The organism is Curtobacterium sp. MCBD17_013 (assembly GCF_003234565.1).
Classification (GTDB): domain Bacteria; phylum Actinomycetota; class Actinomycetes; order Actinomycetales; family Microbacteriaceae; genus Curtobacterium.
In genome coordinates this window covers 26,023-39,008 of the sequence record NZ_QKTU01000009.1, presented here as the reverse complement: position 1 = coordinate 39,008, position 12,986 = coordinate 26,023, and the positions used below count along the sequence as shown (strand labels likewise).

The 12,986-nt window shown below is 71.9% G+C and carries 12 protein-coding genes; 8 read left to right on the top strand and 4 right to left on the bottom strand.

Features of this window, described 5'->3' with window-relative positions; genetic code table 11:
• Positions 1 to 203: 203 nt before the first annotated feature.
• Entirely contained in the window at positions 204 to 1,562 is a 1,359-nt protein-coding gene (locus tag DEI81_RS10875; protein WP_111010744.1) for an MFS transporter, read from the top strand.
• A gap of 25 nt (positions 1,563 to 1,587) precedes the next feature.
• On the top strand, positions 1,588 to 2,685 hold the full coding sequence (locus DEI81_RS10870) for a zinc-binding dehydrogenase (protein WP_111010743.1): 1,098 nt from the start codon (positions 1,588 to 1,590) through the stop codon (positions 2,683 to 2,685).
• A 143-nt stretch (positions 2,686 to 2,828) separates the two neighbouring features.
• On the opposite strand, the gene DEI81_RS10865 is transcribed toward DEI81_RS10870, so the two are convergent.
• Positions 2,829 to 3,821, bottom strand: a complete 993-nt coding sequence (locus DEI81_RS10865; protein WP_111010742.1) for a LacI family DNA-binding transcriptional regulator — start codon at positions 3,819 to 3,821, stop codon at positions 2,829 to 2,831.
• Positions 3,822 to 3,988: 167 nt separating this feature from the next.
• Here DEI81_RS10865 and DEI81_RS10860 point away from each other — a divergent pair, with 167 nt between their 5' ends.
• From DEI81_RS10860 to DEI81_RS10845, 4 genes are read left to right on the top strand one after another with little or no spacing between them, the layout of a single operon-like run.
• The gene (locus DEI81_RS10860; protein WP_111010741.1) at positions 3,989 to 5,728 is read left to right on the top strand and encodes a dihydroxyacetone kinase family protein; all 1,740 of its coding nucleotides are present in this window, start codon (positions 3,989 to 3,991) and stop codon (positions 5,726 to 5,728) included.
• A complete protein-coding gene (locus DEI81_RS10855) occupies positions 5,721 to 6,221 on the top strand; it encodes a ribose-5-phosphate isomerase (protein ID WP_111010740.1) in 501 nt (166 codons plus the stop codon). The genes DEI81_RS10860 and DEI81_RS10855 overlap by 8 nt, the downstream gene beginning before the upstream one ends.
• On the top strand, positions 6,221 to 7,021 hold the full coding sequence (locus DEI81_RS10850) for a triose-phosphate isomerase family protein (RefSeq protein WP_111010739.1): 801 nt from the start codon (positions 6,221 to 6,223) through the stop codon (positions 7,019 to 7,021). Before DEI81_RS10855 ends, DEI81_RS10850 begins: the two co-directional genes overlap by 1 nt.
• Positions 7,018 to 7,854 carry a sugar phosphate isomerase/epimerase gene (locus tag DEI81_RS10845; RefSeq protein ID WP_111010738.1) on the top strand — a complete coding sequence of 279 codons (837 nt, stop codon included), beginning with the start codon at positions 7,018 to 7,020 and terminating at the stop codon, positions 7,852 to 7,854. Before DEI81_RS10850 ends, DEI81_RS10845 begins: the two co-directional genes overlap by 4 nt.
• Before the next feature lie 22 nt (positions 7,855 to 7,876).
• On the opposite strand, the gene DEI81_RS10840 is transcribed toward DEI81_RS10845, so the two are convergent.
• Positions 7,877 to 9,607, bottom strand: a complete 1,731-nt coding sequence (locus DEI81_RS10840; protein ID WP_111010737.1) for an FAD-dependent monooxygenase — start codon at positions 9,605 to 9,607, stop codon at positions 7,877 to 7,879.
• A gap of 69 nt (positions 9,608 to 9,676) precedes the next feature.
• Here DEI81_RS10840 and DEI81_RS10835 point away from each other — a divergent pair, with 69 nt between their 5' ends.
• Complete coding sequence (locus DEI81_RS10835) at positions 9,677 to 10,249, top strand: TetR/AcrR family transcriptional regulator C-terminal domain-containing protein (protein ID WP_111010736.1); 573 nt, start codon at positions 9,677 to 9,679, stop codon at positions 10,247 to 10,249.
• A gap of 63 nt (positions 10,250 to 10,312) precedes the next feature.
• On the opposite strand, the gene DEI81_RS10830 is transcribed toward DEI81_RS10835, so the two are convergent.
• Complete coding sequence (locus DEI81_RS10830; protein ID WP_111010735.1) at positions 10,313 to 10,864, bottom strand: TetR/AcrR family transcriptional regulator; 552 nt, start codon at positions 10,862 to 10,864, stop codon at positions 10,313 to 10,315.
• 64 nt (positions 10,865 to 10,928) lie between these two features.
• Here DEI81_RS10830 and DEI81_RS10825 point away from each other — a divergent pair, with 64 nt between their 5' ends.
• Complete coding sequence (locus DEI81_RS10825; RefSeq protein WP_111010734.1) at positions 10,929 to 11,666, top strand: SDR family oxidoreductase; 738 nt, start codon at positions 10,929 to 10,931, stop codon at positions 11,664 to 11,666.
• A 62-nt stretch (positions 11,667 to 11,728) separates the two neighbouring features.
• On the opposite strand, the gene DEI81_RS10820 is transcribed toward DEI81_RS10825, so the two are convergent.
• Positions 11,729 to 12,877 (bottom strand): FAD-dependent monooxygenase, encoded by a 1,149-nt coding sequence (locus DEI81_RS10820; RefSeq protein ID WP_111010733.1) that lies wholly within the window; start codon positions 12,875 to 12,877, stop codon positions 11,729 to 11,731.
• Between the last annotated feature and the right edge of the window lie 109 nt (positions 12,878 to 12,986).

Sequence of the window (12,986 nt, the reverse complement as noted above, 5' to 3'; positions counted from 1 at the left end):
CAAGTCGGCCTGGGCTTCGACGATCATCACGGCACAGCGGTACCTCCGGCATCCTGCTCCGCAGGGGAGCGCTGGCGCAAGGAGCACACGTCGTGGTGCTTCTGCGCCGAGCGATGTCGCGGCTTGCGGGCGTCACTTGGTTACGTATACAGTCGCTCGGAGCATCCCCGTGAATACGTACCCATTCTTCGAAGGAGAAGACGATGGCCCTCACTGAAGTCCAGCGCCAGCGCGCCGTCCACGGAACGCGGGACAAGAAGTCCGCGGCGATCGGCGCAGCGGTCGGCACCTGCGTCGAGAACTACGACTTCCTCGCGTACGGCACCGCGTCGGCGCTGTACTTCGGCACCGCGTTCTTCCCCGGCGCCGATCCGCTGGTCGGGACGCTGCTCTCGTTCGCCACGCTCGGCGTCGGGTTCGCGATGCGCCCGCTCGGCGGCATCATCGGTGGCTACCTCGGGGACAAGATCGGCCGCAAGCCGGTGCTCGTCGCGGCGTTGCTGGTGATGGGACTCGCGACGTTCGCGATCGGACTGCTGCCGACGTACCAGACCGTCGGCGTCCTGGCCCCGATCCTCCTGGTCGCGGTGCGCGTCATCCAGGGCGTCGCGTTCGGCGCCGAGTGGGGCGGCGCGATCCTCATGGCCTACGAGCACGCGCCGTGGCGACACCGTGGCCGCTACTCCGCGATCCCGACCGCGGGGAACCCGGCCGGGGTGTTCCTGGCGAACATCGTCTTCCTGTTCTCCGTGCACCTCGGCGGTGAGTGGGCGTGGCGGGTGCCGTTCCTCGCCAGCGCCGTCCTCGTCATCGCGGGCCTCATCATCCGGGCGAGGGTCTCGGAGTCCCCGGAGTTCGAAGACGTCAAGGACCGCGGCGAGACCGCGAAGAACCCGCTGCTCAAGGTGCTCAAGGACGACTGGCGGAACCTGCTCCGCGTCATCGGCCTGCGCCTGGTCGAGTCCGCGGGCTTCTACGTCGTCGTCACCTACATCCTCAGCTACATCTCCGGTCTCGACGCGGACCTCCGTGAGGTCGGCCTCGTCGGGCTCTGCATCGCGACCGCGATCGGCGTCGGCTCCTCCCTGTTCTGGGGCGACCTCACCGACAAGTTCGGGCGGAAGCCGATCTACCTGGTCGGGTCGATCCTCTCGATCGCGTTCGGGTTCCCGATGTTCCTGATGCTCAACTCGCAGGTGCCGGTCCTGATCGTGTTCGTCTACGTCATCGGCCTGCCGCTCATCCACGACATGCTCGCCGGCACCCAGGGCGCCTGGTTCAGCGAGCTGTTCAGCACGGACACGCGCTCCTCGGGCGCCTCGATCGGCTACCAGCTCGCCGCCGCGATCTCCGGCTTCATCCCGTTCATCGCCACCGCCCTCGCGGCAGCGATCGGTTGGGGCGGCGTCTCGCTCCTCTACGTCGCTGCCGGCGTCGTCGGCGTCGTCACGGTGCTCCTCACCCGTGAGACGTGGAGCCGGAAGGAGCGGGCCTACGTCGACGAGGTCACCTCCGCCGTGCCGACCGCCGTGGTGGACCCGCGCGTCGCGAACCAGTCCTGAGCCACCGAAGGAAGAAGCAAGCACCATGAAGGCAATCGTCAAGACCACCGCGGCGCCGGGCGTCGAGTTCGTCGAGGACCACCCCGAGCCCACGGTCGGCCCCCGTGACGTCCTGCTCCACGTCGGCGCGGTGTCGATCTGCGGCACCGACCGCGAGATGTACGAGTGGACACCGTCGGCGGTGGCGTTCAACCTCGACCTGCCGGTCGTCCTGGGGCACGAGGTCTCCGGCACGGTGATCGAGGTGGGCTCCGACGTCAGTCGACTCGCGGTGGGGGACCGGGTGGCGCTCGAGACGCACATCCCGTGCGAGCAGTGCTTCATGTGCCGCACCGGCAACGGGCACAACTGCCTGAACATGAAGATCATCGCGATGCACGCCGACGGCGCGTTCGCCGAGCGCGTCGCGGTGCCGGAGAACATCTGCTTCCCGCTGCCGGAGGGCATGCCGCTCGAGGTCGGTGCGCTCCTCGAGCCCGCCGGCGTCGCTTGGCATGCGCTGCAGCGGGCGGACCTCGATGTCGCCGGGCACTCGGTGTTGGTGTCCGGCTGCGGCCCGGTCGGGCTGCTCATCGTGCAGTTCGCGCTGCACCTCGGCGCCACCGAGGTGATCGCCGTCGAACCCAACCCGTACCGACGCGGCTGGGCCGAGAAGCTCGGCGCGACCGTGTTCGAGCCCGGCCCCGGCGTCGTCGAGTACGTCGAGGAGCACTATGCCCACCGCAGCGGCGTCGACGTCGCCTTCGAGGTCAGCGCGGCCGCCGCGGCGTACCCGACCATCTTCGAGTCGGTCCGCCGCGAGGGCACGATCGTCACGATCGGACACCCCGGCAACCCGGTGCCGGTCGACATCGCCAAGTACATCAACAAGAACGGGATCACCCTGCGCGGCACGTTCGGGCGCCGACTCTGGGACACCTGGGAGGACCTCGTCGAGGTCCTCACCCGTGGCGGCGTGGACATCTCGTGGCTCATCACCCACCGGTTCCCGCTCGGCGACCTCGGCCCCGCGATCGACCTCCTCACCGGCGACGCCAACAAGGTCCTCATCCTGCCGAACGGGCCCGTCGACGGCGCGGCAACCGTCGGGGGAGCCGAGACGGTCGCCGCAACGGCGCACTGATCCGACGCGACGACCGACGAGTCCGAGGAGAGCGCATGGCCGAGACCCACGACCGGGGTGCTCCACACCTCGGCGCGCACCCCACGCTCGTCGCGCCCACGCCGCCGACACCCGGCGGACCGGGCGGACACCGTGCCTCCCGGTCAGCGGGCCCCGGTCGACCCGCGCTCGACGAGCCGAGCGGGCACCAGCGTGTGCACCGGCTCCGACGTGTCCCCGGCGATGCGGTCCAGGAGTCGTTGCACGGACGCGCGCGCGATGCTCGTGATGTCCTGTTCGAACGTCGTGAGGTCGAACGCACCCCACGCCGACATCGGGAGCCCGTCGATGCCGAGCACCCACGTCCGCTCGGGGACGGCGACCTCGGCCGTGCGGAGGGCGTCCATCGCGCCGTACGCGATGATGTCCGAGGAGCAGAAGACCGCGTCCGGAACGCCGTGCGCGAGCAACTCGCGCGCCGCGCGGTTCCCCGTGTCGTACGTGGTCGTGCCCCTCGTGGTCTGCTCGGCCCGGATCTCCACCCCGGCGGCCCGCAACGCCTGTCGGAACCCGGCCTCACGCGCCGGGCTCGCGAACGTGTCCGACGGGCCGAAGATCGCGGCGATGTGCGACCGACCGCGTTCGAGCAGGAACTCCGCGGCACGGACGCCTGTCCCGAAGTGATCCGTCATGACGATGTCGGCGGTCGACTCGAGGTCGGCCCGGTTGCAGAGCAGCACCGGAACGCCGCGTTCGACCAGGCGGTCGATGCCGAGCGTCTGCTGCTTCGCGGCGGTGAAGAGCACGCCGTCGACGGTGCCGGCGCCGACGCCGGCGGTCGCGAGCGGCATCGCCGGATCGTCGTCGTTCCACACCACGACGTTGACGTTCATCTCGCGCGCGACCCGCGTCAACTCGTCGAGCAGGTACGGCAGGTACGGGTTCTGGATCTCGCTGGTGACGATCCCGATCGCGCCCGCCCGCGCCGTGCGCATCGCCTTGGCCTGCGCGTTGGGCACGTAGCCGACGTCGCGCATGGCACCGAGGACGCGCTCACGGGTCTGGTCCGAGACGCTCGGGCTGCCGTTGAGCACCCGCGACACGGTCGCCTGCGACACGCCCGCGGCCCGCGCGATGTCACGGCTCGTCAGCGCCACGACGCCCCCTCTCCTCGAACCCGATGCAACGACGCTACAGCGGAGTCGACCTCGGCCTCACCGCCGCGACCTGCCCGCCGCGTGCCGGTGCACGGCCCCTCCAACCTCCACGCCGGTCGCGCGACCGTGACCGGCCAGCCGCACCACCCGATCGAAGGAGCGACACCATGACCCGCCTGTTCAACGACCCGGCGGACTTCGCGGACGAGATGGTCGACGGGTTCGTCGGGGCGAACCGGCGGTGGGTCCGGAAGGTCCGCGGCGGGGTCACTCGTGCGACCACCAGCCCTGAGGGCACGGTGGCCCTGGTGATCGGTGGCGGCTCGGGGCACTACCCGGCGTTCGGCGGACTCGTCGGGCACGGCCTCGCGGCCGGCGCGGCGATGGGCAACCTGTTCGCGTCGCCGTCGGCACAGCAGGTCACCGCGGTCGCGACGGCGGCGCACCACCGCGGCGGGGTGCTGCTGTCCTACGGCAACTACGCCGGTGACGCGCTCAACTTCGATGCCGCGGCGCGCGCCCTGACTGAGGCCGGCATCGACGTCCGCACGGTCCGCGTGACGGACGACATCGCCTCCGCGTCGGCCGACGAGCACCACAAGCGTCGCGGCATCGCGGGGGACCTGTGCGTGTTCAAGGTCGCCGGTGCCGCCGCCGAGCGGGGCGACTCGCTGGACCACGTGGCAGCGATCGCGGAGCGGGCGAACGACCGGACGCGGAGTTTCGGCGTCGCGTTCAGCGGCTGCTCGCTGCCCGGCGCCGACGAGCCGCTGTTCACGGTCCCCGAGGGGCGGATGGCGATCGGGATGGGCATCCACGGTGAGCGGGGCATCGACGAGGCCGACGTCCCCACCGCCGCCGAGCTCGCCGACCTGCTCGTCGGCCGCCTGCTCCAGGAGCTCCCGGACGGTGTCTCCGTCGACGGCGCCCGCGTCGTCCCCATCCTCAACGGACTCGGCTCGGTGAAGTACGAGGAGCTGTTCGTCGTCTACGGCACCGTGCAGCGCCTGCTGACGGACGTCGGCGCGATCGTCGTGGAACCCGAGGTCGGCGAGCTGGTCACGTCGTTCGACATGGCCGGGGTGTCGCTGACGCTGTTCTGGGTGGACGAGGAGCTCGAGCAGCTGTGGGCGGCGCCGGCCGACAGCCCCGCGTACCGGAAGGGCGGAGCGGTGCCGCAGGAGCGCGTGTCCGACGAACTCCTCGAGGCCGGCGAGCAGGTCCAGGTCACGCCCGGCAGCGAGGAGTCACAGATTTCGGCCGCGGTCGTCACGGACGCGATCACCGCGATCCGCGCGACGATCGACGAGCACGCCGTCCGGCTCGGCGAGATCGACTCGGTCGCCGGCGACGGCGACCACGGCATCGGCATGCGGCGCGGTTCACACGCCGCGCACGTGGCCGCGCAGGACGCCGCCGCGCGCGGTGCCGGCGCCGGATCCGTCCTCCGGATCGCCGGGGACGCCTGGTCCGACGAGGCCGGCGGGACCTCCGGTGCGATCTGGGGTGCCGCCCTGGAGGCGCTGGGTCGCGTGCTCGGGGACGAGTCGCGTCCGTCGGCCGCCGACGTCGCTGCGGCGGTGCACGCGGCGAACGAGGCGGTCCTCGCCTTCGGCGCCGTCGTCGGCGACAAGACCATGGTCGACGCGCTCGTGCCGTTCGACACGGCGCTCACCGGACGGGTGGACGCCGGCGACGACCTGGTGACCGCGTGGACCGCCGCGTCCGCCGCCGCGCAGGAGGCCGCCGACGGCACCGCCGCGCTGCTCCCGAAGATGGGTCGCGCCCGCACCCACGCCGAGCACGCCGTCGGCACCCCCGACGCCGGCGCGATCTCGTTCGCCCTGATCACCGCCGCGGTCCTCGCGGCGCTCCCCACGAAGCAGAAGGAAGGTCATCATGGCTGAGCAGCAGTTCCGCCTCGTCGTCGGCTCCGACGACGCCGGGTTCGACTACAAGGAGATCATCAAGAAGGACCTGGAGGCCGACGACCGGGTGGCGTCCGTCGTGGACGTCGGTGTCGATGCCGAGGGGCACACCGCCTATCCGCACATCGCGGTCGACGCGGCCCGCATGGTCGCGAACGGCGAGGCCGACCGGGCCATCCTCATCTGCGGCACCGGCCTCGGCGTCGCGATCTCGGCGAACAAGGTCCCCGGCATCCGCGCCGTCACCGCTCACGACTCCTTCAGCGTCGAACGCTCGGTCCTGTCCAACGACGCCCAGGTGCTCTGCATGGGCCAGCGCGTCATCGGCGTCGAGCTCGCCCGCCGACTCGCGGGGGAGTGGCTCGGCTACAGCTTCGACACCTCCTCGGCCTCCGCCGAGAAGGTCGCCGCGATCTGCCAGTACGACGGCAGCGCGCCGGAGGGCATCGACACGGAGTCGGTGGACGCCTGATGCTGACCGCCGCGGCAGCACCCGCGCTGACGATCGGTGTGTCGCTGAAGATGTACTTCGGTCACGCCCGGACGCTGGCATGGGCGTCCGCCGTCGCGGACATCGCCAGGGACCACCCCGCCGTCACCGCCGGGGCCGTCGACCTGTTCGTCATCCCGACGTTCCCCTCGCTCGTCCCCGTCAAGGGCCTGCTCGAGGGCACCCGCGTCCACCTCGGGGCGCAGGACCTGGCGTGGGCCGACCAGGGCGCGTTCACCGGTGCGGTGTCCGGCGCCGAGCTCGCCGAGATCGGCTGCGACCTCGTCGAGATCGCGCACGCCGAGCGCCGCTCCCTGTTCCACGAGACGGACGACGAGATCGCCGGCAAGGTGCACGCCGCGTTCCGCAACCACCTCACCCCCCTGATCTGCGTCGGCGAGGTGGAGCGGGCTTCCAGGCAGGATGCGATCGCGGAGGTGACCGGTCAGCTCGGCCGGTTCCTCGCCACCGCCACCGCGGACCACCTGGCCGGACCCGTCATCGTGGCCTACGAGCCGGTGTGGGCGATCGGCGCCACGGCGCCCGCTTCCGACGAGCACATCGTCGCCGTGCTCGCCGGGATCGAGGCGTACCTCGCGTCGCGTCCCGAGCTCGCCGGCTCGCGTGCGATCTACGGCGGCAGCGCCGGACCGGGCCTGCTCAGCCGAGGGCAGGGTCGCATCGGCGGGCTCTTCCTCGGCCGCTTCGCCCACGACCCCGCCGCCGTCGCTGCCGTCCTCGACGAAGTCCTCACCACCAGCGTCTCGGAGCGGACCCCATGACCTCCTTGCTCGGCCTGTCCACCTACGCGTACTTCTGGCGCATGTCGGATCGGGTGCCGTCGCCGATGTCCCTCGACGACGCACTCCGCGACGCCGCCACGCACGACGGTGTCGACCTGTTCCAGATCTGCGACCACGCACCGCTCGACACGGCGTCGGACGAGCGGCTCGCCGGGATCCGCTCGCTCGCGGACGAGCTCGGCCTGACGCTCGAGGTCGGCACGCGCGGGACCGACCCGGAGCACCTCGCCCGGTACCTGCACGTCGCTCAGCGGCTCGACGCGGCGCTCGTCCGGTCGATGTGGAGTGCCGGCGACGACGAGCCGGACGCCGTCGAGACCGACCGGCGCCTGCGGGCCGCGCTGCCGGCGTACGAGGAGGCCGGGGTCACCCTCGCCCTCGAGACGTACGAACGGATCAGCTCGGTCGAGCTCGTCGCGGTCGTGTCCGCGATCGGGTCGCCGAACCTGCGGATCTGCCTCGATCCCGCGAACACCGTCGCGAACCTCGAGCACCCGGCCGACGTCGTCGCCCGGTGCGCTCCGTACACGGCGAACTGGCACGTGAAGGACTTCGACTTCACCCGATCGCCGGGCTGGGTCGGGTTCCAGTACACCGGCGTCCCGTTCGGCACCGGTCGGCTCGACTACGACGGCATCCGGGCGGCGATCGAGCCCGACGCGCGGGGCATCAACCGTGTCATCGAGTTCTGGCTCCCGTGGCAGGCCGACTCGGCGGATGACTCCACCGGGGACGCCGCGTCGAGGAGCATCGCCGTGGAGACGGACTGGGTCGCCTCGACGGTTGCCGCCCTCTTCGGAGTCGACGCGTGACGGCCGGCGGCGGTCGCGCTCCTCACGCCACCGCCGTCGACACCGCGGCACCGGCCCAGCGCGTCAGCGCCGCCCGAAGTTCCGCGCTGGCCAGCTCGGCGTCGACGGTGTCCGTGGCCCAGGCGACGACGCCGTCCGGACGGACGAGCAGCCCGGTGAAGTCTCGGTAGGCGTCGGGGCACCCGGGGGCCGCGCTCCCCTCGAGGACGGACTCGACCCGCTCCTGCGCCCCGCCCTCGGCGGCGACGAGCTCGCCGCCGAGGCGATCGAGCAGGACGAACCGCCCGGTGGTGCAGTGCTCGGCGAGCCGGCTGCCGTCCGTCAGGGGCATGTCGCCGACGAGCCGGCCGACCTGCGGGTGGGTCGGCGCGTCCGCGTCCGCCGGTGCGAGGTCGTAGCGCTGCGCGACGCCCGAGGTCGTCAGCACCAGGTGCGTGGTCGTGGCGGTGTTCGACAGGAGGTCCTGCTGCACGACGCGGCGCAGCTGGGTCGTCTTGTCGTCGCCACGCATGAGCGCGACCTGGGCCCTGGTCCAGTCGAGCACCTGCGCGCCGATGGGGTGACGCTCGGCGGAGTACGTGTCGAGCAGCCCCTCCGGAGCCCACCCGTTGATCGTGGCGGCGAGCTTCCAGCCGAGGTTGATCGCGTCGCCGGCGCCGAGGTTGAGGCCCTGGCCGCTGAACGGGGAGCGCACGTGGGCTGCGTCCCCGGCGAGGAGCACGCGACCGGCCCGGTAGGTGGTCGCCTGGCGCGCGTTGTCGGTCCACCGCGTCGCGCGACCGTGGATCGCGGTGACGGTGATGTCCTGCCCGGTGACCAGGCGGATGCTCGCCTGCAGCTCCTCGACCGTGACCGGCTGGTCGCGCGTGGCGCGGTCGGGCGCCCCGGTGAACTGGACGGTCAGGATCCGACCGGGCACCGGTCCGAAGCTGTAGACGCCGGTGGAGGTGTGGGTCCAGCCCGGCTGCAGCGTCCCGTCCACGCCCTCCATGTCCGCGATCGCCTGGTATCCGGTGATCTCGGCGTCGGTGCCGACGAAGTCGATCCCCGCCAGGCGACGGACACGGCTGCGGCCACCGTCCGCGGCGACGACCCACGCGACGCGGATCGGGCCGCGGTCCGTGGTCAGGGCGACCCCGACGTCGGCCCCGTCGTCGCCCTGGATCTCGTCGAGCCCCGTGACCTCCACCCCGCGGAGGACCTGGACCCCGAGCGCGTCCGCATGGGATGCGAGCAGCGCCTCGACCTCGGCCTGACGCACCATCACGGAAGCGCCCGCTCCGCCATGCGCGGCGATCTCCGGGTCGGTCTGGTCGACGAGATCCGGGCGGAAGAAGAGGCCGGCGAAGTGCCCGGTGCTCGGGAACGGTGGGCGCCCACCGGCGGCCGGCCCCTGCCCAGCGCCAACCGGACGATGCCCTCCGCCGGCCGGCCCCCGGCCACCGACCGGCGGCATCGCCCTGCCGGTCGCCGCCGCGAACGCCTTGAGCTCGTCGAAGAAGCGGAGCTGCGCGGCCTCTGCGGCCGGGCGCAGACCGCGTCGATCGAGGATCTCGGCCGTCGCGACGTTGATCGAGCCGGCCTTGATCGTCGGATCGGGCGCCTCCAGCCGGTCGAGGACGACGACGTCGACGCCGCCGAGCGCGAGTTCGGCGGCCACGAGCAGGCCGGTTGGTCCGGCTCCGACGACGGCGACCTGGTGGTCGAGTCCCGTCTCCTCGTCGAGCGAGCGAGGGATGGTGTTCGACGGCATGTCGTCTCCTGGTGTTTATCGGTGATCAAGAACACCCTGACATTATCTATCAGTGTTAAAGTTTCCTGTGTGACGAAGATCAACCGGCAGCTCGTCGTCGCCGAGGCGCTCGACCTGCTCGATGAGGTCGGACTCGACGGCGTCAGCACGCGGCGCCTCGCGCAGCGTCTCGGCGTGGAGCAGCCGGCGCTGTACTGGCACTTCAAGCGCAAGGAGGACCTCCTCATCGCGATGGCCGAAGCGGCGATGCAGCCGCAGACGTCGGCCCCGCTCCCGGAGGCCGGCGACGACTGGCAGGAGTGGTTCCTCGAGAACTACCGACGCTTCCGCCGCACCCTGTTGTTGCACCGGGACGGCGCCCGGCTGCATGCGGGCACCTTCCCGAGCGGTGGCGATCTCGAGGTGCTGCTCGCCAAGATCGCGTTCCTCAGCGACAACGGCATCCCCGCGGTGGCCGCGCAGTCGGCGATGATGGCCGCCGGTCAACTCACGCTCGGCAACGCCCTGGAGGCGCAGGCCGCGGACGACGCGCCACCACCGCCGGGACTCGAGGCCGTCGACCACGCACAGGGGTTCGAGGCAGGACTCCGACTGCTCGTCAGTGGCTTGGCGCAGCAGCGGCACGAGGTGCATCCGGCCTGACGGACCGGGATCGTCCTCCCGCTCCGGACGCCGAGACGGGCGGCGTTCGGCCGTGCGCTCGGTTCAGGACGCGCGCAGTCCGTCCACGACCACGTCGAGCAGGTGCGGGACGCGGTCTGCCGCCGACGGTCCGAGCTGCCACAGGAACGCGACGAGCGCGAGCAGGTCCGCCGGCGCGACGTCGGACCGGAGCACGCCCGCCTCGACGCCGGCCCCGAGCAGTGCCCCGATGGCGTCGACGATCGCGTCGTACTGCTCGTCGTGCAACTGCTGCCGGGTCGCGGCGTCGAGTACCTCGGCCAGGGCGTGCTTCTGGTACCCGAAGGCCGCGAGGTCGTCGAGCCAGCACCGGAGCCGTGCCCGCTGATCCGACTCCGCCGCCAGCGCGCGTGCCGACGCGACCAGTCCCTGGAAGTCGTCCCGGTAGACCTCGGCGAGCAGGGCCTCCCGGCTGGGGAAGTGGCGGTAGATGGTGCCCTGACCGACCCCCGCCCGTCGCGCAAGTGACTGCATCGTCGTCGCGGGGTCGGCGTGGAGCGCATCGCGGGCGACCTCGACCAGCCGTGCTCGGTTGCGTTCGGCGTCGGCCCGCCGCGTCGGTTGTGAAGCGGACATGTGTCCGGTAACCTCCTCCACGAATCGGACGTGTGTCCGTTTCAGTCTACCGGAGGGAATCATCGTGGAGGGTGTCCAGGGCAAGGTCGTCGCCATCACCGGCGCATCGAGCGGCATCGGGGAGGCCACGGCGCTGTACCTCGCCGCCCGCGGCGCGAAGGTCGTGCTCGGCGCGCGCCGCGTCGAACGGCTCGCGTCGGTCGTCGAGCGCATCGTCGACGCCGGCGGTGCGGCGATCGCGGTCGAGACGGACGTGCGCAGCCGGGAGGCCCTCCACCACCTGGTCGCGTCGGCCCGGTCGCGCTTCGGGCGTCTCGACGTGCTGCACCAGAACGCCGGGAGCATGGCCGTGTCACCCTTCGACGCGCTCGACGTCGACGGATGGCAGCAGATGGTCGACGTCAACCTGGTAGGCGTCCTCAACGGGATCGCGGCCGCCCTGCCGGTGTTCCGCGAGCAGGGGTCCGGGCACTTCGTGCACACGGCGTCGACCGCGGCCCACCGCATCGTGCCCGCGCAGGGCGTGTACGCGGCGACGAAGACCGCGGTGCACGTGCTCAGCGAGGCGCTGCGGCAGGAGGCCGGACCGGCCCTGCGCGTCACCGTCGTCTCGCCCGGCTTCACGGCGACCGAGGGCGTCTCGAAGACGGACGACCCCGAGCACCGCGCAGCGCTCGAGGCGCGGATGGCGACGATCGCCATGCCGGCCGACGCCGTGGCCGCCGCCGTCGCGTACGCCATCGCGCAGCCGGAGGGCATCGACGTCGGCGAGGTCGTCATCCGGCCGACGGCGCAGGACTGACGACCTCGCGCGGCACCCCGACGGACCGTGGTGCCGGAGGCCCCGGGTCGCGTCGCGCCCTGTCAACGTGCCGGAACGGGATCGCCGTAGTGCTCGAGCGTCAGGTCGCTCGCCGGCTGGTCCACGATCCGCATGAGCGGCTTCGCGACCGCCAGCGCGCTGAACAGGAGGTTGCGGACGAGGACCCCGCCGCGCGTCAGCGGCGCGAGCAGTCGCCCGGCGTTCACCTTCCGCGACACCGAGGCGTGGTCGGTGAACTTCCGCTCGAACGTGGCGAACGCCGCCGGGTCCCCGGCGGCACGGTGCAGTTCCCCCGCCAGGACGTACGCCCCGACCATGGCGAGCCCGGTCCCGTACCCGCCGAGGGCGTTGCCCCAGGCAGCGTCGCCGAGGAGCACGGTCCGCCCGCGAGCGTAGTGGTCGACGGTCACGCGGCTGATCGAGTCCATGTAGAAGGAGTGGGCTTCGCCGAAACGCCCGATGATCTCGGGGATGCGCCACGCACCGTCACGGAGCGCGTCCGCGGCCTGGCGCTTCTGCATGTCGACGTCGTCGCGGGCCGACGGCAGGAGCGGCGAGGCGAACACGAGGAACACCGGGGCCTTGCCGCCGCCGAGCATCACCGTCATGCCGGGCTGGCTGTAGACGACGTCCTCGGGGCCGGTGTCGATGTCGGCGAGGACGTAGTAGTGGCCGAGGTGGGTGACGTACGCCTCCTCGGGGCCGAACACGAGCCTGCGCACGTTCGAGTGGATCCCGTCGGCGCCGACGACCAGGTCGAACCGCCGCGGAGCCCCGTGCCGGAAGGTGACGTCGACGCCCTCGCCGTCGTCGTCGATCCCGGTGATGCTGTCGCCGAAGACGTACTCGACGTCGTGCTCGGTGCGCTCGTGCAGGATCTGCGCGAGGTCGCCGCGTGGCACGTTCACCTCGCCCGCGCCGAAGGCGCCGGGTGCCGTGCCGATGCGACGACCCGACGCGTTGACGATCGGTGCGTCCTCGTCACGCACGTCCTTCGCGCGGACGGCGTCGAGGATCCCCATCTCCGCCAGGACGCGCATCTGGATCGGGCCCTTGAAGTCGACGGCCTGGCCGCCGGGCCGGATCCGCTCGGCCTGCTCGACGACGGTGACGTCGAACCCGTACCGGTGCAGCCAGTACGCCAGGGCGGGGCCGGCGATGCTCGCGCCGGAGATGAGGACGGTGGTCATCGGGGGACTCCTTCGATCGGTGTGCCCCATCGTGTCCGTGGGCGCTCACGTCGTCCTCACGTCGCGCTGACATGGGCCGTCGCCGTCGCTGTCGAACACCCGTCGTCCT